General features: G+C 71.8%; 13 protein-coding genes. 9 read left to right on the top strand and 4 right to left on the bottom strand.

Annotated elements, in window-relative coordinates; all coding sequences use genetic code 11:
* Positions 1 to 9 precede the first annotated feature (9 nt).
* From IT355_01300 to IT355_01315, 4 genes are read left to right on the top strand one after another with little or no spacing between them, the layout of a single operon-like run.
* Entirely contained in the window at positions 10 to 1,491 is a 1,482-nt protein-coding gene (locus IT355_01300) for a SulP family inorganic anion transporter (protein MCC7051870.1), read from the top strand.
* Complete coding sequence (locus IT355_01305; GenBank protein ID MCC7051871.1) at positions 1,491 to 4,370, top strand: DUF2309 domain-containing protein; 2,880 nt, start codon at positions 1,491 to 1,493, stop codon at positions 4,368 to 4,370. The genes IT355_01300 and IT355_01305 overlap by 1 nt, the downstream gene beginning before the upstream one ends.
* Positions 4,367 to 5,686: a hypothetical protein gene (locus IT355_01310; GenBank protein ID MCC7051872.1), complete on the top strand. Its 1,320-nt coding sequence runs from the start codon at positions 4,367 to 4,369 to the stop codon at positions 5,684 to 5,686. Before IT355_01305 ends, IT355_01310 begins: the two co-directional genes overlap by 4 nt.
* Positions 5,683 to 6,813, top strand: a complete 1,131-nt coding sequence (locus IT355_01315; GenBank protein ID MCC7051873.1) for a hypothetical protein — start codon at positions 5,683 to 5,685, stop codon at positions 6,811 to 6,813. Before IT355_01310 ends, IT355_01315 begins: the two co-directional genes overlap by 4 nt.
* Here the strand turns inward: IT355_01315 and IT355_01320 are convergent.
* The 4 genes from IT355_01320 to IT355_01335 all read right to left on the bottom strand — a co-directional run bounded on the left by IT355_01320 (position 6,810) and on the right by IT355_01335 (position 11,270).
* Entirely contained in the window at positions 6,810 to 8,351 is a 1,542-nt protein-coding gene (locus tag IT355_01320) for a diguanylate cyclase (GenBank protein MCC7051874.1), read from the bottom strand. The genes IT355_01315 and IT355_01320 overlap by 4 nt on opposite strands.
* Positions 8,348 to 9,829, bottom strand: coding sequence for an AAA family ATPase (locus IT355_01325; protein MCC7051875.1), 1,482 nt, complete (start codon positions 9,827 to 9,829; stop codon positions 8,348 to 8,350). The genes IT355_01320 and IT355_01325 overlap by 4 nt, the downstream gene beginning before the upstream one ends.
* A complete protein-coding gene (locus tag IT355_01330; protein ID MCC7051876.1) occupies positions 9,826 to 10,254 on the bottom strand; it encodes a hypothetical protein in 429 nt (142 codons plus the stop codon). The genes IT355_01325 and IT355_01330 overlap by 4 nt, the downstream gene beginning before the upstream one ends.
* Positions 10,255 to 10,358: 104 nt before the next feature.
* Positions 10,359 to 11,270: an NAD(+)/NADH kinase gene (locus IT355_01335; GenBank protein MCC7051877.1), complete on the bottom strand. Its 912-nt coding sequence runs from the start codon at positions 11,268 to 11,270 to the stop codon at positions 10,359 to 10,361.
* A 254-nt stretch (positions 11,271 to 11,524) separates the two neighbouring features.
* On the opposite strand from IT355_01335, the gene IT355_01340 reads away from it, so the two are divergent.
* From IT355_01340 to IT355_01360, 5 genes are all read left to right on the top strand, one after another.
* Complete coding sequence (locus tag IT355_01340; protein MCC7051878.1) at positions 11,525 to 12,334, top strand: alpha/beta hydrolase; 810 nt, start codon at positions 11,525 to 11,527, stop codon at positions 12,332 to 12,334.
* A gap of 28 nt (positions 12,335 to 12,362) precedes the next feature.
* Positions 12,363 to 14,336 carry a response regulator gene (locus tag IT355_01345; GenBank protein ID MCC7051879.1) on the top strand — a complete coding sequence of 658 codons (1,974 nt, stop codon included), beginning with the start codon at positions 12,363 to 12,365 and terminating at the stop codon, positions 14,334 to 14,336.
* A gap of 315 nt (positions 14,337 to 14,651) precedes the next feature.
* Positions 14,652 to 17,399, top strand: coding sequence for a phosphoenolpyruvate carboxylase (gene ppc / locus IT355_01350; protein ID MCC7051880.1), 2,748 nt, complete (start codon positions 14,652 to 14,654; stop codon positions 17,397 to 17,399).
* A gap of 120 nt (positions 17,400 to 17,519) precedes the next feature.
* The gene (locus IT355_01355; GenBank protein MCC7051881.1) at positions 17,520 to 20,834 is read left to right on the top strand and encodes an Ig-like domain-containing protein; all 3,315 of its coding nucleotides are present in this window, start codon (positions 17,520 to 17,522) and stop codon (positions 20,832 to 20,834) included.
* Positions 20,831 to 21,328 carry a hypothetical protein gene (locus IT355_01360; GenBank protein MCC7051882.1) on the top strand — a complete coding sequence of 166 codons (498 nt, stop codon included), beginning with the start codon at positions 20,831 to 20,833 and terminating at the stop codon, positions 21,326 to 21,328. The genes IT355_01355 and IT355_01360 overlap by 4 nt, the downstream gene beginning before the upstream one ends.
* Positions 21,329 to 21,334: the final 6 nt, after the last annotated feature.

The following is a 21,334-nucleotide window of genomic DNA, read 5'->3' on the forward strand; positions in this document are numbered from 1 at the left end:
GCGACGACGATGCAGCACGGAATGTTCCGCTATCCCCGCCAGGACCTCATTGCCGGCACGGTGGTCTTCCTGGTGGCCGTGCCGCTCTGCCTCGGCATCGCGGTGGCCTGCGGCGTGCCGCCGATCTCGGGGCTGGTCGCGGGCATCGCCGGTGGCCTGATCGCCCCGTGGATCAGCCGCGCACCACAATCGGTGACCGGCCCGGCGGCCGGGCTGACGTCGATCGTGCTGGTGGAGGTGCAGCACCTTGGCGGCCTCGGGCCCTTCCTCGCCGCCGTCATCGCGGCGGGTGTGCTGCAGGTCGTGCTCGGGGTGCTCCGCACCGGGCGGTTCGCCTCGCTCGTCCCCTCGGCGGTGATCAAGGGCATGCTGGCCGCGATCGGCATCACGATCATCCTCAAGCAGCTGCCCGTCGCCTTCGGCGCGGGCGGGGGATTCGCGTCGATCGGTGCGCAGTTCACGCCGGGCGCCCTGGTGCTGGCGGCCATCTCGCTGGCGATCCTGTTCGGCTGGCCGAAGACACCGCTGGCGAAGGTGTCCTGGCTCTCGGCACCGCTGGTGGTGGTGGTGGTGGCGACGGTGCTGGCGCTCCTGTTCGCCGGCGTGCCGTCACTGGCGCTGCTGCCGACGCATCTCGTGCAGATCCCGCTCGGCAACCCGGGCGAGCTGTTCGCCGCGCTGCCACGTCCGGAGATCGGCGCGCTGCTGAAGCCGGCCACCTGGGTGGCGGGTGTCACGATCGCGATCGTCGGCAGCATCGAGACGCTGCTCTCGCTGCAGGCGATCGACCGGCTCGACCCGCTGAAGCGTCGCAGCGCCCCCGATCGCGAGCTGCTGGCGCAGGGCGTGACGAACGCCGTCTCCGGGTTCCTCGGGGGCCTGCCGGTGACGGCGGTCATCGTGCGCGGTGGCGCGAACGTGGCCGCCGGGGGCCGCGAGCGGCTCTCGGCCCTGACGCACGGCGTGCTGCTGCTGGTGGCGCTGCTGTTCGCCGGCCCGCTGCTGAACCGCATCCCGCTGGCGGCGCTGGCGGCGATCCTGATCCACGTGGGGCTCAAGCTCTGCGCACCGGCGCTGTTCCGCTCGCAGTACCGGCTGGGCATGAACCAGTTCGCGCCGTACGTGCTCACGATCGTGGCGATCCTCGCCACCGACCTGCTGAAGGGGGTGATCGCCGGCATCGTGTTCGGGATCTTCTTCGTGCTGCGCCAGAACTCGCGGGGGGCGATCGTGGCGGCACCGGATGCCGACGGCACCAACCGGGTGCGCTTCCGCCGCGACGGGACGTTCATCTCGAAGCCGGTGCTGGTGGGCATGCTGGAGACGGTGAAGGATGGCGAGCGCGTGGTGATCGACGGCACCGGCGAGTTCGTCGACCACGACGTGAAGGAGGTGCTGGCGGAGTTCGTGGAGCGCGCCCACGACCGCAACATCCGCGTGGAGCTGGTGGGGATCGACCTCGCGGGGGCCACGCCGGGCGGCGGGCACTAGTGCACCAGCATGCGGCACCGCCCGCGGGCGAGACGGGGCTGCAGCGGGCGATCCGGCGCGCGCACGACGTGCTCCCCGACCAGGGACCGATCGGCGTGTTCGTGCACCACAACACGCTGCACGCCTTCCAGCACCTGCCGTTCCACCAGGGCGTGCAGGAAGGTGCGGCGCTGCTCGGTGCGCGGCCGTACCTGGACCAACACGAGTTCCGCGCGGCGTGGGCCCGGGGCCGCATCGCGGACGTGGATGTGGCGGCGACCCTGGCGCGGGCACTGGGCAGCCGCTGTCACGAGCGCGTGACCTTCGGCCTGACGCGCGAGCAGTTCAGCATGGCACTGCTGCGTGACGTGGTGGACGAGGACGACGATGCCGGCCTCGCGTTCCTGCATGCCCGTGGGCCCGGGACCCTGCACGGGGCGTCGCTCGTCGCGCCCGCGCTGGTGCGGCTGGCGCGCGTGCCGGACGGGTCGGAGCCGGTGCCGATGCCGGCACGCCGCCATCGCGACGTGCTGGTGGCCCGCGGCGCCGTCGACCCCGACGCAGCGGTCCATGCGGAACTCGCGCGCACATGCGCCGTCTTCCTCGACCACGGGCAGGCGATGGCCGAGATGCCGAACCGTGAGGCGGGATTCCTGCGCGCCGCGTGCGGGCTGTTCGCCGAGGGGGCGCGCGAACCCGCGGGCTGTCCCGGCGTGCGCGCCGACATGCTCGACGTGCTGGCGGCAAGGCGCGACGCGGAGTCGGTGATCGCCGCGTCACTCGAGGCGCTTGGTGTGGACGAGGCCGACGCCGAGGGTTTCCTGCTGGCCACCGCGCTCGCGCTGCCGGGGTGGGCCGGCATGTTCGCGCGACTCGAGCGCCATCCGGAGGAGAGCGAGATCCCGGCGCCGGTGCACCTGGCCGACATGCTTGCCGTGCGGCTGCTGCACGAGCGGCGTGCGATCGCGGCGTCCTGCGCGGCGGCGGGACTGCCGCTGGCGTGGCGCGAACTGCGCGGGCACGCCCCCACGCAACCGGCACGCGCCGCGCACCACGATGCGTGGATCCTGGCCGGCATCGCCGCATCCGCGGGCGCCGGCGCGACGGAGATCCAGGCGCTCCGTGACGACGAGATCATGGCGTTCCGCGCGGAGGTCGATGCCCTCCCCCGTCTGCAGCGTCGCCGGCTCCTGCAGGAGGCGTACGAACGGCGCTACCGGCGCCAGGTCCTGGACGGGCTCCACGCACTCCGTCCGCACGTGACACTCGGCGAGCCGGCACACCCGGCGGCGCAGTTCGTGTTCTGCATCGACGAGCGCGAGGAGTCGCTTCGCCGCGCGATCGAGGAGCAGAGCCCCGACTTCGAGACGTTCGGCGTGGCGGGGTTCTTCGGGGTGGCGATCGACTACCGCGGCCTGTACGACGACGAGCCAGCCGCACACTGCCCGGTGGTGATCACGCCGGCGCATGAGGTGCACGAGTCGGCGGTGGACACCGAGCAGCACTGGCACCTGCGGCGCTCCGGCCTGCGCGACCGCTGGCGTGCGGCATCGCGCATGGTGCACCGGCAATCGCGCACGCTGAGCGGGGGCGCGGGGCTCTCGCTTCTGCTGGGGCCCATCGCGGCAGCGCTGGCGCTGTCACGGGTGGTGGCTCCACGGACGACGCTGGCCATGGCCGACAGCGCGCGGGAGCGGTTCGCGCCGCGTCCCAGCACACGCCTGAGCGCGCTGCGCGACGAGAGCGGTGACGTGCCGGGCCGGTCGGAACGTGGCAAGCTGGTGGGCTTCTCGCTGGACGAGGCGGTGGATCGTGTCGGCAGCGTGCTGCGCGCGCTGGGCATGACCGAGCGGTTCGCACCGGTGGTGGTGGTGCTTGGCCACGGCTCGACGAGCCTGAACAATCCACACGAGTCGGCGCACGACTGCGGTGCCTGCGGTGGCCGTCGCGGCGGCGGCAATGCGCGCCTGTTCGCGGAGATGGCGAACCAGGCGGGGGTGCGCCGGTCCCTCGCGGCGCAGGGGCTGGCCATCCCCGACACCACCTGGTTCATCGGTGGCCTGCACGACACCGCGAGCGACGACGTGACGCTGTACGACCTGGAGTACATGCCGGTGGGCCACGCCGCCGCATTCCAGCGTGCCCACGACGCCCTCGACGCCGCGCGGCGCGAGAGCGCGGCCGAGCGGTGCCGGCGATTCGAGAACGCCCCGCTCGGCATCACGCCCGATGCCGCGCTGCGTCACGTCGAGGGACGGGCGTCGCACCTGGCGCAGCCGCGGCCCGAATACGGACACTGCACGAACTCCATCGCCATCGTCGGCCGGCGGACGATCTCGCGCGGGCTGCACCTCGACCGCCGCGCGTTCCTGGTGAGCTACGATCCGCTCGCGGACGAGGATGCGGCGATCCTGACGCGCATCCTGGCGGCCGTCGGGCCGGTGGGTGCCGGCATCAACCTCGAGTACTACTTCTCGTCGGTGGACAACGAACGGTACGGCTGCGGCACCAAGCTGCCGCACAACGTGACCGGCCTCGTGGGCGTGATGTCAGGCCACCAGGGTGACCTTCGCACCGGCCTGCCGCGCCAGATGGTGGAGATCCACGAGCCCGTGCGCCTGCTGCTGATCGTGGACGCCACCCCCGAGGCGCTGCTGACCGTGGCCTCGCGGGTGCCGGAGGTGGCCGAGCTGGTGGTGAACGAGTGGGTGCAACTCGTCTCGTGCGATCCGCAGGGCGGTGCCCTCGCGATCTTCGAGGACGGTCGTTTCGTGCCGTACACGCCCGGCACCGACGCGGTGCCGCGTGTGGCCCGGTCACGTGACTGGCACATGCAACATCGCGACATGCTCCCGCCGGCGATCGTGAACGATGCACTCCGTCGTGGTGGCGCGCGATGACGGCCGCACTCGCCGCCGCGGAGGCGCTCCGGCACGCCGTCACCGTCGCCGTGGCCGCCCCGCTCGCGATGGCGCTGGTGGTCGGGCTGCTGCTCCTGGCGGGGCCCCGCTGGCTGCCGGAGGCGGTGGTGTCGCGGCTCGTCACGGCCGGGTTGGTCCTGTCCGCGCTGGCGGCGGCATGTGCCGCGATCCTGCACGTCGCCTTTCCAGGGGCCGTACCGGGGGGCAACATCGACTACGGCGACTGGCTGGCGGTGGGCAGCTACTCAGTGCCGATCGTGGCGCTGGTGGATGGCCTGGCGCTGGCGTTCTCGCTGCTGGCTGCCACGCTGACGGCGCTGGTCGCGCGCTTCTCCCAGACGTACCTGCACCGTGAGGCCGGGTTCGCGCGCTTCTACGTGCTGCTCGGCATGTTCGCCGGCGGGGCACAGCTGGTGGCGTTCGCCGGTGCACTCGACGTGCTGTTCGCGGGGTGGGAACTGATCGGCATCGCCTCGGCGCTGTTCATCGGCTTCTTCCATGAACGCGAGGAGCCCGTGCGCTCCTCGCTCCGCGCCTTCGCGACGTATCGCCTCTGCGATGTCGGCCTGCTGATCGCGATCGTGAGTGCGCACGAGGTGCTGGGGTCCACGCGCCTGTCCGCGCTGGGCGGCGCCGGCGCGCTGCCCTTCCCCGAGGCGGAGACGCTGGCGCTGCTCTTCCTCGTGGCGGCGATGGGGAAGTCCGCCCAGCTGCCGTTCTCGGGCTGGCTGCCGCGCGCGATGGAGGGCCCGACGCCGTCGAGTGCGCTGTTCTACGGCGCGATCTCGATCCACGCCGGCCTGTACCTGATGCTGCGGGTGAGCGCGGTGATCGACGTCGCGCCGGTGGCGGCGGGCGCCGGCGTGGTGGTCGGAGTCGCGACGGCGCTCTACGCCGCCGCGGTGGCGCGCGTGCACACCGACGCGAAGGGTGCCCTGGCCCACGCGACGCTCTCGCAGATCGGGCTCATCCTGGCCGAGATCTGCCTCGGCCTGACGACGCTCGCGGTGGTGCACCTCGTCTGCCATGCGCTGCTGCGCGCCTACCAGTACCTGCGCGCGCCGAACATGCTGCACGACGTGCATCAGCATGGGCACTTCGAGCATGGCCGGATGCCGCTGGCCGGTGTCGCGCCCCGTTTCGCGGCGCGCACCTACAGCGCGGCGGTGCACCGGCTGCGCCTGGACGAGCGGATCGACGCGGCCATCCGGCCCGTGCTCCGCCTGTCGCGCGCATTGGCGCGCCTGGATGACCGGGTGAGCGGCATCACCGACCACGGGCCGAGGCCAGGGTGACCGCGGCCATCGACGCACCGGCGTTGCTGGCGCCGGGCACCGTGGCCGCGCCCGTGCTGATCATCGCGTGCGCCATGACCCTCCTGTTCGCGCCGCACGTCGCCTTGCGGAAGCGCAGCGGCTGGCCGGGCGAGATCGCGCTCGCGCTGCTGATGATCGCGTCTCTGGCCACCAGCAACGGCGCGCTCAGCTTCGGTGCGACGGCAGCGACGGCGCTGGTGATCGCCTTCGAGGCGCGCCGCCGCTCGATGGGGGCCGCGCTGACCTTCGGCCTGAGCGGCGTGTCGCTGATCCTCGGTGCGGTGGCGATGGCCTCGGGCCACGGCGGGCTCGCGTTCGCGGCCTCGATGCTGTCGTTCGGCCTGCGGGTGGGGGTGTTCCCGCTGCACGGCGGCGTGGGCAGCCTCACGCACCGGAGCCTCACGCTGCAGCTCCAGCAGCTCGCCACCCTGCCGACGTCCGTCTTCGTGCACCTGCGGTTCGTGGATCACGAACCCATCGCCTGGGCCACGGCGCCGTGGCTGGTGGCCATCGGCACCGCGTCGGCGCTCTGTTTCGGGCTGGTGGCGCTGGCCCAGACGTCGCTGCGCGGCCTGCTGCGCGCCTCGGTGCTGATGCACGGCGGGATGTTGTTCGCGGCGGTGGGCGCGGCGGGCCGCGGCAATCACGCCGCCGCGCTGCTCGTCTCCATCACCCTCGGCCTCGCGATCAGCGGGCTGGGGATCATGCTGGCCTCACTGCAGGCGCGCGTGGGACCGCTGGATGACCTGGCACCGGGCGGCCGGGCGCGCGCCTTCCCGCGCCTGGCGGCGGGGGTCGCGCTCTTCGGCGGTGCGGCCGTCGGGATGCCGGGCACGTCCGGCTTCATCGCCGACGACCTGCTGCTGCATGCGCTCTGGGGCGTGAATGCACCGAGCGCGATCATCATGATCATCGCCAGCGCGCTGCTGGCGGTGGCCACGCTGCGCACCTTCTCGCTCTCGTTCCTCGGCACGCCGGTGCGGCTGCTGGCGCCGGATCTCGACGGGGCCGAGCGGATCGTGCTCGCGCTGCTGGTCACCTGGCTGGTGCTGCTCGGGCTCTGGCCCGGGGTGCTGGTGGACAGCGCCACGGCCCTGCTGCGCTAGGGCGTCGGCCCGCCGGCGGCTGGCACGATCCGCGGCAGCGTCACCTCGAACTCGCTTCCCGGGGCCGGCACGCGGTTGCGCGCCGTGACGGTGCCGCCGTGCGCCGTGACGAGTTCGCGGACCACGGTCAGGCCGATGCCCAGGCCACTGCCCGCGGCGGCCGCGTGCGGATCCTGCGAGAAGAGGTCGAAGATGCGCGGCAGCACGTCGGGCTCGATGCCGGACCCGGTGTCGGTGACCAGCACGACGACGCTGGCCGGTGTGACGGTGCACGACAGCGCGATGGCCCCACCGTGCGGGGTGTACTTGGAGGCGTTGTCGAGCAGGTTGGTGACCACCTGCGTGAGCCGCGTGCGATCGGCGCTCAGCCACAGCGGCTCGGCCGGCAGGAGTGCGGTGAACTGCTGCAGGCGGAGGTCCATCGCCGGCCGGCAGGCGGCCATCGCGTCGGTGAGCACGTCGGACAGGTCGAGCCGTTCGACGTTGAGCCGCAGCTTGCCGGTGGAGATGCGGGTGAGGTCGAGCAGGTCGTCCACCATGCGCGACATGTGAGTCACCTGCCGCTCGATGATGGCCTGGAGGCGCGGGAGGTTCACGTCCTCGCTGCGGGAGGCGCCGAGCAGCATCGAGACGGTGCGCATCGGCGCCAGCGGATTGCGGAGCTCGTGGGCGAGCATGGCCATGAACTCCGACTGCCGCAGGCGGGTCGCCTCGGCGTGGGCCTGCATCGCCTGCGCGCTGAGCGCCGCCAGCACGAGCTGTTCGTTCGCCTCGCGGAGCTGTGCCGTGCGCCACTCGTGCTCGGCGGTGGCGGCATCGACCCGCAGCACCGGCATGCGCACCGGCAGGGGCGCTGGGGCCTCGCCGGCCGCCTGGTGGAATGCGAACCCGCCGGGGTGCAGCCGCTTGGCGCGGTACATCGCGGCATCCGCCATCGCGATCAGCTCACGCGGATCCTCGCCGTCATCGGGAAAGAGGCTGATGCCGATGCTGCAGGTGAGGCGGACGACGCAGTCACCGTGCGGCGACGGCACGCCCAGCGCCGCCATCACCTTCTCGGCGATCGGCAGGACGTCACCGGGTGAGGCCAGGTCCGGGAGCAGGAGCACGAACTCGTCGCCGCCATGCCGGCTCACCGTGTCGCCGGTGCGCACGGCCCCCACCAGCGCGGTGGCGGCCGTGCGCAGCACGTCATCCCCCGCCGCGTGGCCGAGCGTGTCGTTCACCTGCTTGAAGTTGTCGAGGTCGATGAACAGCACCGCGAGATGGGTGCCGTGCCGGTGCGCCGCCGCGGCGGCCTGCGCGAAGCGGTCGAGCATCAGCGTCCGGGCGGGCAACCCCGTGAGAGCATCGAGCTCCGCCGCGCGTGCCGCCTCGTCACTGGCGCGCGAGGACGCGTCGGCAATGCCCTGCGCCTCGATCACGGCGAGGACGAGCCGCTCGTTCATGTCACGCAGCGCGAGGAAGCGCCGCGCCATGTGTGCGTCGGTGGGGTGGCCGTCGCTGGCGTCCCCCCCGGCGTTCGACGCTGCCGTCATGGCACCGGTCCGTCCGGCGCCGCGACCTTCCGCGCCCGCGTGGGCCGCCCGCCCAGCAATCCCTCCTGCTCGATGAGGCGCTGGCCGATCACGAGGCCGGCGTCACTGATCGTGTACTCGCGCAACTCGTCGGAGTGTGCGCTTCCGCGCACCTTCACCACCGCCATCACGCGGCGCAGCCGGCTCCCGACCTCGATGTACCGGTGCACGACGATCGCATCGGTCATGAACGCGGTGCCATAGGGGCTGAAACGCAGGTCGGTGTAGCGATCCTCGAGTTCCGATGTCATGAGCACCGACACGCCCTCCGCCGAGAGTGCCATGACCAGGCTCGCCAGCGATTCGCGGAAGTCGTCGCGGAAGGTGGGGGCCAGGCCGAGCTCCAGTCCCGAGAGGGAGTCGATCACCACCCGTGTCGCGCCGGTGCGCCGGATCACGTCCGTGAGTGCGCGGAGGAGCTCGTCCAGCGAGAGGTCGGGCGCGCGGGAGTCGAGCAGCGTCACCTGGCCCGCCTCGATCAGGCCGGAGAGGATGCGGTTCCGGCTGGGGCTCGGATGCTGCTCGAAGGAGGCGATCACACCGTGCTCGCCACGCGCCGCGCCGGCGGCGAGGAAGGCGGCCGCCGCGATGGTCTTCCCCGACCCCGATGGGCCGGCCACCAGCAGCGAGTAGCCCCTGGGAAGTCCACCGCCGAACATCTCGTCGAGGCCCGGCACGCCGAGCGAGAGGCGCGCCGGCGCCGACGCGGACATGCCCTGCGCCGCCTCACCGGCGGCCGCGTTCATCGGCGCGAACACCGTGATGCCCTCGGACCCGATGCGGAAGGTGTGCAGGCCGGGCTGGGTGGGCTGGCCGCGCATCTTCATGATCTGCAGCTTGCGCACCATGGAATTGCGCTGGACGCTCTGGCGCAGCCAGATCAGGCCATCCGCCACGGTGAAGACCGGGTTGGCGTCGGACTCGACGAAGTACTCACCGATGAGGAAGGTGGTGGCCTGCCAGCTCGTCATCTGCACGCCGAGTTGCTGCACGAACTGCTGCAGGTCGGAGACGGGGTTGCCGCCGACGCTGCCGGCGAGCACCACCGACCGGAACGAGTCGACGAAGACGAGGCCCGGACCGCAGGCCTGGACTTCCGCGACGATGCGCCGCAGGACCAGGTCCAGGTCCCCCTGGCTGGCATCGTCCGACAGGTTGATGAACCGGATCGCCTTGCCGATGGCCTCGTCGTCGAAGAACCCGAACTGCTGCTGGTAGCGCATCATCTTCAGCGGTGGCTCGCCCAGCACGGTGAAGTAGAGCGCGGGGCGTTCCGGGGTGGCGAGGGCGAACATGATCTGGTGTGCCAGCGTGGTCTTGCCACACCCCGGCGGACCGGCGATCAGGTTGAAGGAGAACTCCGGCAGTCCACCGCCAAGCACGGCGTCGAGCCCGGGCACACCGGTGCTGAGTCGGTTGATCGTCACACTCGGCTTCATGTCGTCTTGTCCTGCGCGGCGTCGCCGCTGGAGGGATGCTCCCACACCGAGTGGAGGAGTCGCGCGCTCAGCGCCGGGCCGATCATGCTGGAGAGCAGGGCGTCGAACGCCGTGAACTGCGCGCCGGCGCCTGCGAGCGCGTCAGCGGCCGGGGTGGCGGCCGTGCTGCGATGGAGCCAGTCGAAGTCGATGGAGTCGAGGACGTCCGACGCCGGCCGCGCGAGCTGCGGGTGCGCCGGTGCCACGAGGAAGAGGCTGCGGAAATGCAGCGCGGCGACGCCCTTCCTCCCCACCAGCGGCGCCAGCAGGGTCTCGATCTCCCGCCAGAGTGCCACCACCACGTCGGCAATGTCCGCGGCACACGCGTCGCGACCCACGCGCCTCGCGAGGGTTGCTGCGACCTGGCGGCTCACTGCAGCAGGCATTGGATTGACCGAAATGTCGCGGGCGGCGGAGCGCCTTGCTCGAGCTGTCTCCGCACACGGTGCCGCACCCGGCAGTATAACACTCGTGCACGCTGCGCGCGTCGTCAGCGCGGCACGAAGACCTCGAACGCCGCCGGCAGGATGCGATACTCGAGCGGCAACGACATCGGCACGAGCTCGCCGTCGATGGCCACCGACACGTGGTGGCGGTGATGGCCGGCCGGCGCATCGATGCGCGTGCTGGTCGCCGTCAGCATCTCGAGGTCGTCGGACTGTCGGGCGCTGCCCGACACGATGTGCCACACGAGCTTCAGCAGGTTCCACTCCCCCGCCGCCTTCACCACGTACAGCGCGAGCGTGCCCGTCGCGAGTGACGCGCGTGTGCCGGCATCGAGCCCGGCCATACGATACTCGTTGTTGCCGATGAAGATGAGCGAGGTCTCGCGGAGCACCGCGCGCCCATCGACCTCCATCCGTGCCAGCAGCGTGTGGCTGCGCCGCATGACGTTGAAGGTGGCCCACGTCGCCACCAGCCACTTCCTCGGGCCGCGTGCGCCGTAACGCTCCCGCAGCGCGACGATGCGCGCGTAGAGGCCGACGCTGGAGTTGTTGAGGAAGACACGATCGTTCACGCTCGCCGCGTCCACCGGCATCGTGTGGCCCGCCACGACGAGGGCGGCGGCCGAGGCCAGGTCCTGGGGGATGCCGAGGTCTCGCGCGAAATGGTTCAGCGTGCCCAGCGGGAGCACGCCGAGCCGGAGCCCGCGTCCGTGGATCACGTCGGCGACGCTGCTGATGGTGCCGTCACCGCCGCCGACGAGGATCGCCGCCGCCGGTGTGCGCAGCACGGGGTCGAGCTGCTCCCGCAGGTCGCGCGCCCCGTCGAGCAGGACGAACTCAGGGGAGAAGCCGCCACCCGCGAGGATCGGCTGCAGCTCGGCCTGCGCCGAACTGGCGGTCCCCCCACCCGAGCCGGGGTTCAGGACGACGATGATGCGTTGCGAGGTCTCGGGCATGGCGCAATGTGGGCGAGGGAGCACGCGCCACGCGAACGCGCGGCGTGCCGGTGCAACGTGGTGCTGATTTGAACCGTCAAATGATGCACCCGCGGGGGTTCATCGCCGGGTCTGATTGCACTTGATATGTCACGAATCATGCCGTACCCATGCGGCCACCACCGGCGCCGCGCGTTATATAGCGAAGGCACAGCGCGTGTCCGTGCGCCCCCCTCCACTGCCATCGCCCAGCCTTCCGCTCCACCTACAGGCCCGTGAACGTCCCCACGATACAACGTCGGCTCGGTGCCACGGTCACCGGATATGGGGAGCGCGTGATCGTGTTCGGGAACGGACTCGGCACCTCGCAGGCCACCTGGCGTCACGTCGCGGCAGCCCTCCACTCGCGGGCGCGGCTGGTGCGGTTCGACAACGTCTGCTCGCCGGCGGCGCCGTCGGGTGGCTATCGCGCCGAGGCGTACACGTCGCTGCACGACTACGTGGACGATGTCGTCGGCCTGCTCGATGAACTCGAGGTGACCGATGCCCTGTTCGTGGGGCACTCGATCTCCGGCATCATCGGGCTGATGGCGGCCATCGCCGCGCCCGAGCGCATCGCACAGGTGGTCACGATCTGCTCCAGCCCCTGCTTCCTCGAGGACGTGGGGTACCACGCCGGCATGCCGCGCGAGGACGTCGAGTCGCTGCTGGCCGACGCCCAGAGCGACTTCGCCAACTGGGCGCAGCGCTTCGCCACCGTCGCGATCGGGCCCGACGCGAGCGAAGCGGAACGCAGCGAGTTCGCCACGCTGCTCAGCGCCATGCGGCCCGACATCGCGATCCGGACGCTGAAGACGGTCTTCCTCGGCGACAACCGGCCGATTCTCCCCCGCGTGACACAGCCGGTCACCGTGCTGCACACCGTGTGCGACACGGCGTTCCCCATGGCCGCAGGCGAGTACCTCGTGCAGCGGCTGCCGAGTGCCACGCTCGTGCCGCTCCCCTCGCGCGGCCACCTGCCGCATCTCACGGCGCCGCGGGACGTGATCCGGGCGCTGGAGCACGTGCTGGACCGCTGGCCATGACCCGGCGCCACCACCGCACCGCCGCCACATGCTGAGCGCCGTCCGACAGCTGGCCTCCGCCGATGCCATCGCACTGTTGACCTGGGTCGATGATGACATCGTCGAGTTCACCGACTGCGATCCCGCCATCGTCGCGACGCACGTGCTGCGTGCCCCGCAGTCGTGGCGGGCCCTCGAGGTGCCGTACGTGTTCGACGACCTGCGCCCGCGGCGACTGCTGCCGAGTGTCCTCCTGCTCGCCCTGCCGCGGCCCCCGGCTGCCTGCTGCGTCGTACACGGACCGCTCGCGCACCGCGGCACGCCGGCGGCCTCGCTGGTCCTCGCCTGGTACGACGCCGCCGACGTGCCACCGGTCATCCGCCGGGACCCGCTCTGCCTGCGCCACCTGCTGGTCGGCGGCACGCAGCTGGCACGCCGCACGATGGCCGTGCCGCAGTCGCTGCTCGACGCCATCATGGCGCAGGTGCCGCAGGGCATCATCTTCGTCGACGGCGAGCGCAACGAGGCGATGGTGAACGCGGCGGCCGCGCGGTGGTTGCGCATCCCGTCGGGAGTGGCGTCGCGCGAGGAACTCGATGCCGCCCTCGATCGCGTGGCGATGCGCGCCCGGCACCCGGAGTTCGTGCGGCACGAGGTCATCCGCCTCTCGCGCAACGACGCCGAGCGCGTCGCCGACTGGACCTGGGAGCTGGACGGCGCCGGTGGCACGACGCTCCGCGTCTCATCGGTGCCGATCACCGACCAGAACGGCAGCGGGCGCCTCTGGGCGTTCGATGACGTCTCGCACGAGCGGGAGCTCCTGCGCCAGATCTCGCACCAGCGCACCATCGAGGAGAAGCTGCGACAGGTGCAGAAGCTGGAGATGGTGGGCCGGCTCGCTGCCAGCGTGGCCCACGACTTCAACAACCTGCTGACCATCATCGGCGGCAGCGCCGAGATGCTCGGCGACCTGCACCTGGACCCGGACCGCCGCTCGGACCTCGACAACATCGGCAGCGCCACCGACCGCGCGCGGCGCCTCACGCGGCAGCTCCTCACCTTCACCCGGCAGCAGGTGGAGCATAGCGAGCAGTTCCTGGTGGACGACCGGTTGCGCGGCACGGCATCCCTGCTCGGGAAGGTGCTGGCGCCCAGCCGGCTCGTGCTCACGCTCAACGCCTCGCGGGCGCAGGTGTTCGCCGACCCGAACCAGCTCGAGCTGGCGCTGCTCAACCTGCTCGCCAACGCCCGCGACGCGATGCCCGACGGCGGCGTGGTCACGCTCTCGACCAGCGTGGAGCAGCTCGACGGCGAGCTGCGCAGCGGTGCCACCTCGGCGCTCACGGGCGCACACGTGGCACTCACCGTGCGCGACACCGGCACCGGCTTCGACGAGGAGACGCGGCGGCGCATGTTCGAGCCGTTCTTCACCACCAAGCCGTCGGGCCAGGGCACGGGGCTGGGCCTCGCGACGGTGCTCGCGATCGCGCAGCGCGCCGGGGGTGGCGTGCGCTGCGAGAGCACGCCAGGCGCGGGCGCCGTGTTCACGATCCTGCTGCCGCTGGTGCACGCCGACGGCGTCACGACCGACACGCCGCTCACGACACCATCCGTGCGGGGCGTGCACCCCATCATCCTGCTCGTCGACGACGATGGCGGGCCGCGCGAGACGCTGCGCCGGGTGCTGACGCACGAGGGCTTCGAGGTCCTGGCGGTGGCGTCCGGTCCGGAGGCGCTCCTGATGCTGGACGAGCGGGGCACGGAGATCCGGCTGCTCCTCACCGACTTCATGATGCCGCTGATGACCGGTGGCCAGTTGTTGGAGCGGGTCCGGGAGCGGTGGCCGGAGCTGCCCGCCCTGGTCATGTCCGGGTTCTCGCCCGATGCCGGCACGGCCCGCGACCTGGAGCGACTGCGCGCCGGCTTCATCGCGAAGCCGTTCACCGGCCGGCAGGTGGCCGCCATGATCCGCCAGCGGCTCGGCGTCGCCGCCGCCGGCGCGCCGGCGACGGTGCCGGGATGACGGGGCCGCACCGAGGCTGATTCGCAGGGGCTGACCAGTGGACGGGAAACGACGTTCGGTGTGCCGTCGCCCGTCGTGCCACCCGACTCCATTTCCGGTCCACTAGTGGCGTGCAATCGAAGTTCCGGACGCAGTCGCCGGTCGGGGCATCCCGGCTGGCGGCGTTGAAAATCCTCGCAATACCGCTGGTATTGCTGCGGTGTTCGCCTGGCCATCCAGGCGCCCCATCCGGCTTTGTGCTATCCGAACTTCGACTATACGCCACTAGGATTCGACGGTCGTGCCCCCTGCCCCACTCAGCCCAACCGCGCACCTGTGACCGAACACCCGGACGACGCCCTCGACCATGACATCCGGCTGCTCGGACGGATCCTCGGTGACCTGATCGCGGAACAGGGGGGGCCGGCGATGTTCGATCGGGTCGAGACGCTGCGTCGCCTCGCCATCCACGAACGCCGCACGGCAGACACCGCCTCGCGTGCGATCGACGCCCTGGTGGCGGACGTGAGCCAGGAGGATGCGATCATCCTCATCCGCGCGTTCACCTGGTTCTCGCTCCTCGCCAACATCGCGGAGGACGTCCACCACAGCCGCCGGCGCCGCTTCCACCGTGCCTCGGGCTCGCCGCCGCGCCCGGGCACCCTCGACCACACCGTCGCCACCCTCCGCGACGCCGGACTCCGCGCCGACGCGATCGTCGCCACCTTCGCCGAGGTGCAGGTGAGCCCGGTGCTCACGGCACATCCCACCGAGGTCCGCCGCAAGACGATCCTCGACACGCAGCGCCGCATCGCCGACCTGCTGATCGAGCGCGACCGGCTGCGGATGACGCCGGAGGAGGCGACGCAGTGGGAGGCGCGCCTGCGCCTGCAGGTGCTCACGCTCTGGCAGACGTCGCTGCTGCGGCTGGCGAAGCTGCGCACCCGCGACGAGATCGCCGAGGCGCTGCGCTACTACGACCTGACGCTGTTCGACGAGCTGCCGGCACTGCAACGCTCGGTGCAGCGCCGCATCGACGCCCTCGCGCCCGGCACCGCACCGCGCCTTGGCCCCGTGGTCCGCATGGGCTCGTGGATCGGCGGCGACCGCGACGGCAACCCCTTCGTCACGGCGGACGTGCTGAACATGGCGGTGGAGCGACAGGCAGCCACCGCACTCACCCGGCACCTGGCGGCCATCTTCCAGCTCTCGCTCGAGCTGTCCATGTCGTCGCGCCTCATCACGCCCACGCCGGCACTGCTGGCGCTGGCCGATGCCTCGCGTGACGACTCGGTGTTCCGCGCCGACGAGCCGTACCGACGCGCCCTGCGCGGCATGCACGGCCGTCTCGCTGCCACCGCGCAGGCCACCCTCGGCATGGTGCCGGGCATCCAGCCGCAGCACCTGCTCACGCCGTACGACGACCCGCAGGAGCTGGCGGCCGACCTGGCCGTGATCGAGGCGTCGCTGCACACCCACGGCGCCGGCGAGCTGGCCGAGGCGCGCGTGGAGCCGGTGCGCACCGCCGTCGAGCTGTTCGGCTTCCACCTCTGCACGCTGGACCTCCGCCAGAACAGCGACGTGCACGTGCAGGTGGTGGGCGAGCTGCTCGCGGCCGCCGGCGTGCATGCGGACTACGCCGGCCTCGATGCCGACGCGCAGTGCGCCATGCTGCTGGGGGAACTGGCCACGCCGCGCCCGCTGGTGAGCCCGGCGATCGTCTACAGCGACCTGGCACGCAGCGAGCTGGCGATCGTGCAGAAGGCCGCCGCGGCGATCGCACGCTTCGGGCCGCAGATCGTCGGGCACTACGTGATCTCCAAGTGCCAGTCGGTGAGCGACCTGCTCGAGGTGGCGATCCTGCTGCGCGAAGCGGGGCTGTTCGTGCCGGGGGCGACCCCGGTGCTGGCAATGGACATCGTGCCGCTCTTCGAGACGATCGAGGACCTGGAGCGCGCGGCCCACACGCTGCGCACGCTGCTCGCGATCCCGACGTACCGGCACTGGCTGCGGCACGCGCGCGGCAACCTGCAGGAGGTGATGCTCGGCTACTCGGACAGCAACAAGGATGGCGGCTACCTCACGGCCAACTGGGCGATCTACCGCGCGCAGGCCGAGCTGGTGGCGGTGGCGCGCGACGCGGGCGTGCGGCTGCGTTTCTTTCACGGGCGCGGCGGGACGGTGGGCCGCGGCGGCGGGCCGAGCTACGATGCCGTGCTGGCCCAGCCACCGGGCGCGGTGAACGGATCGCTGCGCGTCACGGAACAGGGCGAGGTGATCGCGGCCCGGTACGCCGATCGCGACCAGGCACGCCGCAGCCTCGAGGCGATGGTGTCGGCCACCGCGATCACCACCGCCGCCGGCACCGCGGCGCATGAGCCCGACCCCGCCTTCGCCGCCGCGATGGACGCACTCTCGGCGCTCTCGTTCGACGCCTACCGCGAGCTGGTGTACGGCACCCCCGGCTTCGTGCCGCTGTTCAGGGCCATCACGCCGATCCGCGAGATCAGCACGCTCAACATCGGCAGCCGGCCGGCCTCGCGCACGCAGTCGGACCGGATCGAGGACCTGCGCGCCATTCCGTGGGTGTTCAGCTGGAGCCAGTGCCGCATCCTGCTCCCCGGCTGGTACGGCGCGGCGACGGCGTTCGACCGGTGGGCGACGACCGACGAGCGGGTGGCGCTGCTGCAGCGGATGCACCGCGAATGGCCCTTCTTCCGCACGGTGCTGTCGAACATGGGCATGGTGCTGGCGAAGAGTGACCTCCACATCGCGGCCCGCTACCTCACGCTGGCACCGGACGCGGCCTTCGCGGCAGCGACGTTCGCGCGGATCACGCACGAGCATGGGCGGGCGACCGCCTGGGTGCAGCGCATCACCGGCGCCCCGCTGCTGGGCGACAACCCGTCCCTGGCGCGCAGCATCGAGAACCGCTTCCCCTATCTCGACCCCCTGCACTCGCTGCAGGTGAGCCTGCTGCGGCAGGTGCGCCGGTTGCAGGCGGCCACCGACGACCAGCGGCTGGTCCGCATCATCCAGCTCACGCTGAACGGGATCGCGGCGGGCCTGCGGAACAGCGGCTGACCCGGGCCGGATGGGGGGTGTGCCCGCGTTCCCCGTCTGAGCATTAGGATAGTGATGGACCCTCTGCGCCGACCCCAGCCGGGCCGGGCGCCCCCGTACGCCCCATTGCCCGTTCCCGAGATGCCGGTCGCGCCAGCCCGCCCTGCTCGCCCCCAGTCGTCACGCCCGGCGCGCCGCCGCCCGGGAGCGCTGCAACGCGGTCTCCTGCGCGCCACGCTCGCGGGGGCGCTCACGCTCGCCGCGTGTGGCGGTGATCCGGACACGCCCACGCCGGGCCAGACGGCGACCGTGACCTCGGTGCGCGTGAATCCAGCCACCGCCACGGTGGATGTGGGGGCGACGACCCAGCTCTCCGCGCTCGCCCTGAACGGGTCAGGCCTCGTGGTGCCGGGGCGGACGGTCACCTGGGCGTCGCAGACCCCTGCCCTCGCCACCGTCAGCGCTGACGGCGTCGTGACAGGGGTGGCCGTGGGCACGGCCACCATCGCCGCCACCGCCGACGGGAAGACCGGCACCGCCACCGTCGCAGTCACGCTGCCCCCCTCGGCCCGCTGCGACGCGCGGGACTCGATCACGGTCGGCCAGGTGATCACCGGCGCGATCGGCAGCACCGACTGCGTGCTCGCCGACGGCAGCCACGCCGACAAGTACATCCTCACGCTGACCGAGGCGCGTGCCGTCCGCATCAACATGGCCGCCGCCACGCTCGACGCCTTCCTCACGCTGCAGAATGCGGCCACCGGCACGGTGATCGCCGAGAACGACGACGGCAACGGGCCACCGTACGAGGGGTCCCGCATCGAGCTGCTGCTCACGGCGGGCCGCTACGTGATCACCGCCACGACCTTCGAGGACGACGGCTTCGGCGCCTACGAACTGAGTGTCACACCCGGCTCGCAGGCCTGCATCGACGCGCGGGTCTTCAACTCGCCGGGCACGGTCACCGACACCCTGACCGCGGCCAGCTGCGTGCTGTCCGACACGAGCTACGTGGACCGGTACTCACTGACCGTCCCCATCGGCCGCACCTACACGGTCACCATGCGCAGCGCGGCGTTCGACGCCTTCATGTGGATGGAGAACACGGCCTCGGGCGAGATGGTTGGCCGCAACGACGACGGCGGTGGCGGCGCGCTCGGCCGCGACGCGCGCATCTCGGTGCTGCTGCCGGCCGGCACGTACACGATCAATGCCAACAGTGCGCGGCCCCGCGCCACCGGCGAGTACACACTGGCGGTCGAGGAGGACCAGTGTGACGCGACCCGCGCCATCACAATCGGCAGCACGGTCACCGACACCCTGAGCACCACCGGCTGCCGCCTCACCGACGGCAGTTACGTGCGACGATACCTGCTGACACTCGCGGCATCGACACCGGTGCGCCTCGACGCCACCAGCACGCAGTTCGACCCGTACCTGATCCTCCAGCAGGCGGGGGTGTCCGCGACCCTGGCGGAGGACGACGACAGCGGCCCGGGGACCAACGCCCAGCTCCTGCAGGTGCTCCCGGCCGGCAGCTACGTCGTCACGGTCACGTCCGCAACGTCGTCCGAGGTGGGCACGTTCACGCTGGCAATCGCGGGCGCGGCATCGGGCACCGCCGCGGTGGCGGTCACACCGGCCACGCTCGCGCTCACCCCCGGCCAGGAGCAACTCCTCACCAGCACCGTCACCGGTGTGAGCAACACCGCCGTGCTCTGGACCAGCAGCGCGCCGGGCATCGCCACGGTGAGTGCCGCCGGCACGGTCCGCGCGATCACCGCCGGCACCGCCACCATCACCGCCACCTCGGCGGCGGATCCTTCGAAGTCGGCGCGCAGCGAGGTGACCGTCACCGACGGTGGCAGCGCCAACCTGGACATCCCGCTCGTGTACGTCACCCAGTCCATGCAGACGCCGGACGGGAAGGTGCCGCTGGTCTCGGGGCGTGCCACGATCGCGCGCGTGTTCGTGCGCGGCAGCCGCTCCGGGCTCGGCACCGCGGCGGTACGAGTCCGCTTCTACGATGGCGCCGCGCTGCTCGGCACCGTGACCGGCACCGCGCCGGTTGCCACGGCGCTCGACGAGGCCTGCTGCGCCGCCGACATCCCGGTGCCGGCCGCGTACCTCCGTGACGGCGCCACGATGGTGGCGGACGTGGATCCCGCGAACGCCGTCGCCGAGTCGAACGAGGGCGACAACGCGTGGCCGCTCGCGGGCAGCTCCAAGGCGATCCGCCTGGTGAGCGTGCAGCCGATCAGCATCCAGCTCGTCCCGGTGCGGCACCGCGGCTCCGGGCTGGTGGGCCCGAGCACCACCACCATCGCGGAGCTGATGCCGCGCATGTACCCGGTGTCCACCGTGAACGTGGCGGTGCACGCCGAGTACACCACCGACAGCCCGGCGCTCACGGACGGCAACTCGTGGATCGTGATGCTCCGCCAGATGGACATCCTGCGCAGCGTCGAGAATGGCACGGCGTACTACTTCGCTGTCATGCACCAGGGGGCGGCCCCGGGCGTGATCGGCATCGCCACGCTCACCGGCTTCGCCGGCGTGGGCATCAGCACGCCGATCGGCGAGGCGCAGGAGACGCTCGCACACGAGTTCGGGCACAGCTTCGGGCGGAACCACTCGCCCACGCCGTCCGCCTGCGGCACGCCGGCCGACGTGGACGAGAACTATCCGCGGCCCGACGGCACCCTCGGCAACACCGGCTACGACCTCGGCACCAGCCAGACCTACCCGTCGTCGCGCTACGACATCATGGGCTACTGCGACGACACCTGGGCCAGCGCCTACACCTACCTCGGCATCCTGGCCTACCTGCGCAGCGGCGTGCTGCCGCTCAGCGGCACGATCGCGGTGCCGTCGCAGACGCTGCTGATCAACGGGTCGCTGCAGGGCGGCGTGATCGACCTCGACCCCGTGTTCACCACCACGGGCAGGCCCACGCCCAGCCGCGCCGGCCGGTTCGTGGCCGAGGGACTGGCGAGCGACGGACGCGTGCTCTTCACGCACCGGTTCACCGGTCGCGCCGTGGCCGACGCCGACCCGTCGATGCAGGTGTTCAGTGAGCGCGTGGCCTGGGATGCCGCGCGCAACGGCACCGTCGCCAGCATCCGGGTGCGTGACGACGGTGGTTCCGCCCGCGCCGGCGTGCTGCTCCGCGCCGGCAGCTGGACCACGGGCCCGACACCCGGCGTGAGCCTGCGCGTGGATTCCGATCCGCAACTCGCCACACGCAGCAGCGGTGCCGGCCGCTTCGAACTGACCTGGAACGTCGCGCGCTATCCCGCGGTCATCGTGCGCAGCCGGCGCACCGGCGAGGTGCTCGCGATCGGCGCACGTGGCGCCATCTCCTTCGGAGCCGGTTCGCTGGCCGACGTGGACCTGCTGCTCTCCGACGGCGTGTCGAGCACCACGCGCCAGCTCTCCACCGGCGCGGCACCGTGATCCGCGCGCACCTCGCCTGCCTCGCAACGGCGGTGCTGCTCGCCGCCGGCTGCACCCCGCCACGCGTGGCACCCGCCGCGATGCCGGCCGACACCATCGCGGCGATCGCGCTGGAGCGTGGCGCGTGCCACGGCACCTGCCCCATCTACGTGCTGCAGCTCTTCGAGGATGGCCGCGCGGTCTTCAACGGCGAGCGTTTCGTGCGCGTGATGGGGACCGACTCGGCACACGTCTCGCGCGACGCCGTGGCGGGGCTGCAGCGCCAGTTCCGCGAACGCGGATTCACGACGCTACCGGGCGTGATCGCCCGCGGCACGCCGCGCTGCGGCCCGTACGCCACCGACCTTCCCACCGTGCAACTCACCGTCCGGCAGGCCGACGCGACACATCGCGTGCGCTTCGACGGCGGATGCATGGATCACCCCCTCTGGCTCGACTCCCTCGCCGCGATGGTCGATTCCGTCGCCGGCGCCTCGAGGTGGATCACCCGATGACGCACC

It is taken from the genome of Gemmatimonadaceae bacterium (assembly GCA_020851035.1).
Taxonomy (GTDB): domain Bacteria; phylum Gemmatimonadota; class Gemmatimonadetes; order Gemmatimonadales; family Gemmatimonadaceae; genus JACMLX01.

Coding starts and splice junctions, on each gene's coding strand:
- IT355_01330 (MCC7051876.1), bottom strand. CDS start 10,254: ATGCCTGCTGCAGTGAGCCGCCAGGTCGCAGCAACCCTCGCGAGGCGC.
- IT355_01310 (MCC7051872.1), top strand. CDS start 4,367: ATGACGGCCGCACTCGCCGCCGCGGAGGCGCTCCGGCACGCCGTCACC.
- IT355_01320 (MCC7051874.1), bottom strand. CDS start 8,351: ATGACGGCAGCGTCGAACGCCGGGGGGGACGCCAGCGACGGCCACCCC.
- IT355_01325 (MCC7051875.1), bottom strand. CDS start 9,829: ATGAAGCCGAGTGTGACGATCAACCGACTCAGCACCGGTGTGCCCGGG.
- IT355_01335 (MCC7051877.1), bottom strand. CDS start 11,270: ATGCCCGAGACCTCGCAACGCATCATCGTCGTCCTGAACCCCGGCTCG.
- IT355_01345 (MCC7051879.1), top strand. CDS start 12,363: ATGCTGAGCGCCGTCCGACAGCTGGCCTCCGCCGATGCCATCGCACTG.
- IT355_01300 (MCC7051870.1), top strand. CDS start 10: ATGCAGCACGGAATGTTCCGCTATCCCCGCCAGGACCTCATTGCCGGC.
- IT355_01355 (MCC7051881.1), top strand. CDS start 17,520: ATGCCGGTCGCGCCAGCCCGCCCTGCTCGCCCCCAGTCGTCACGCCCG.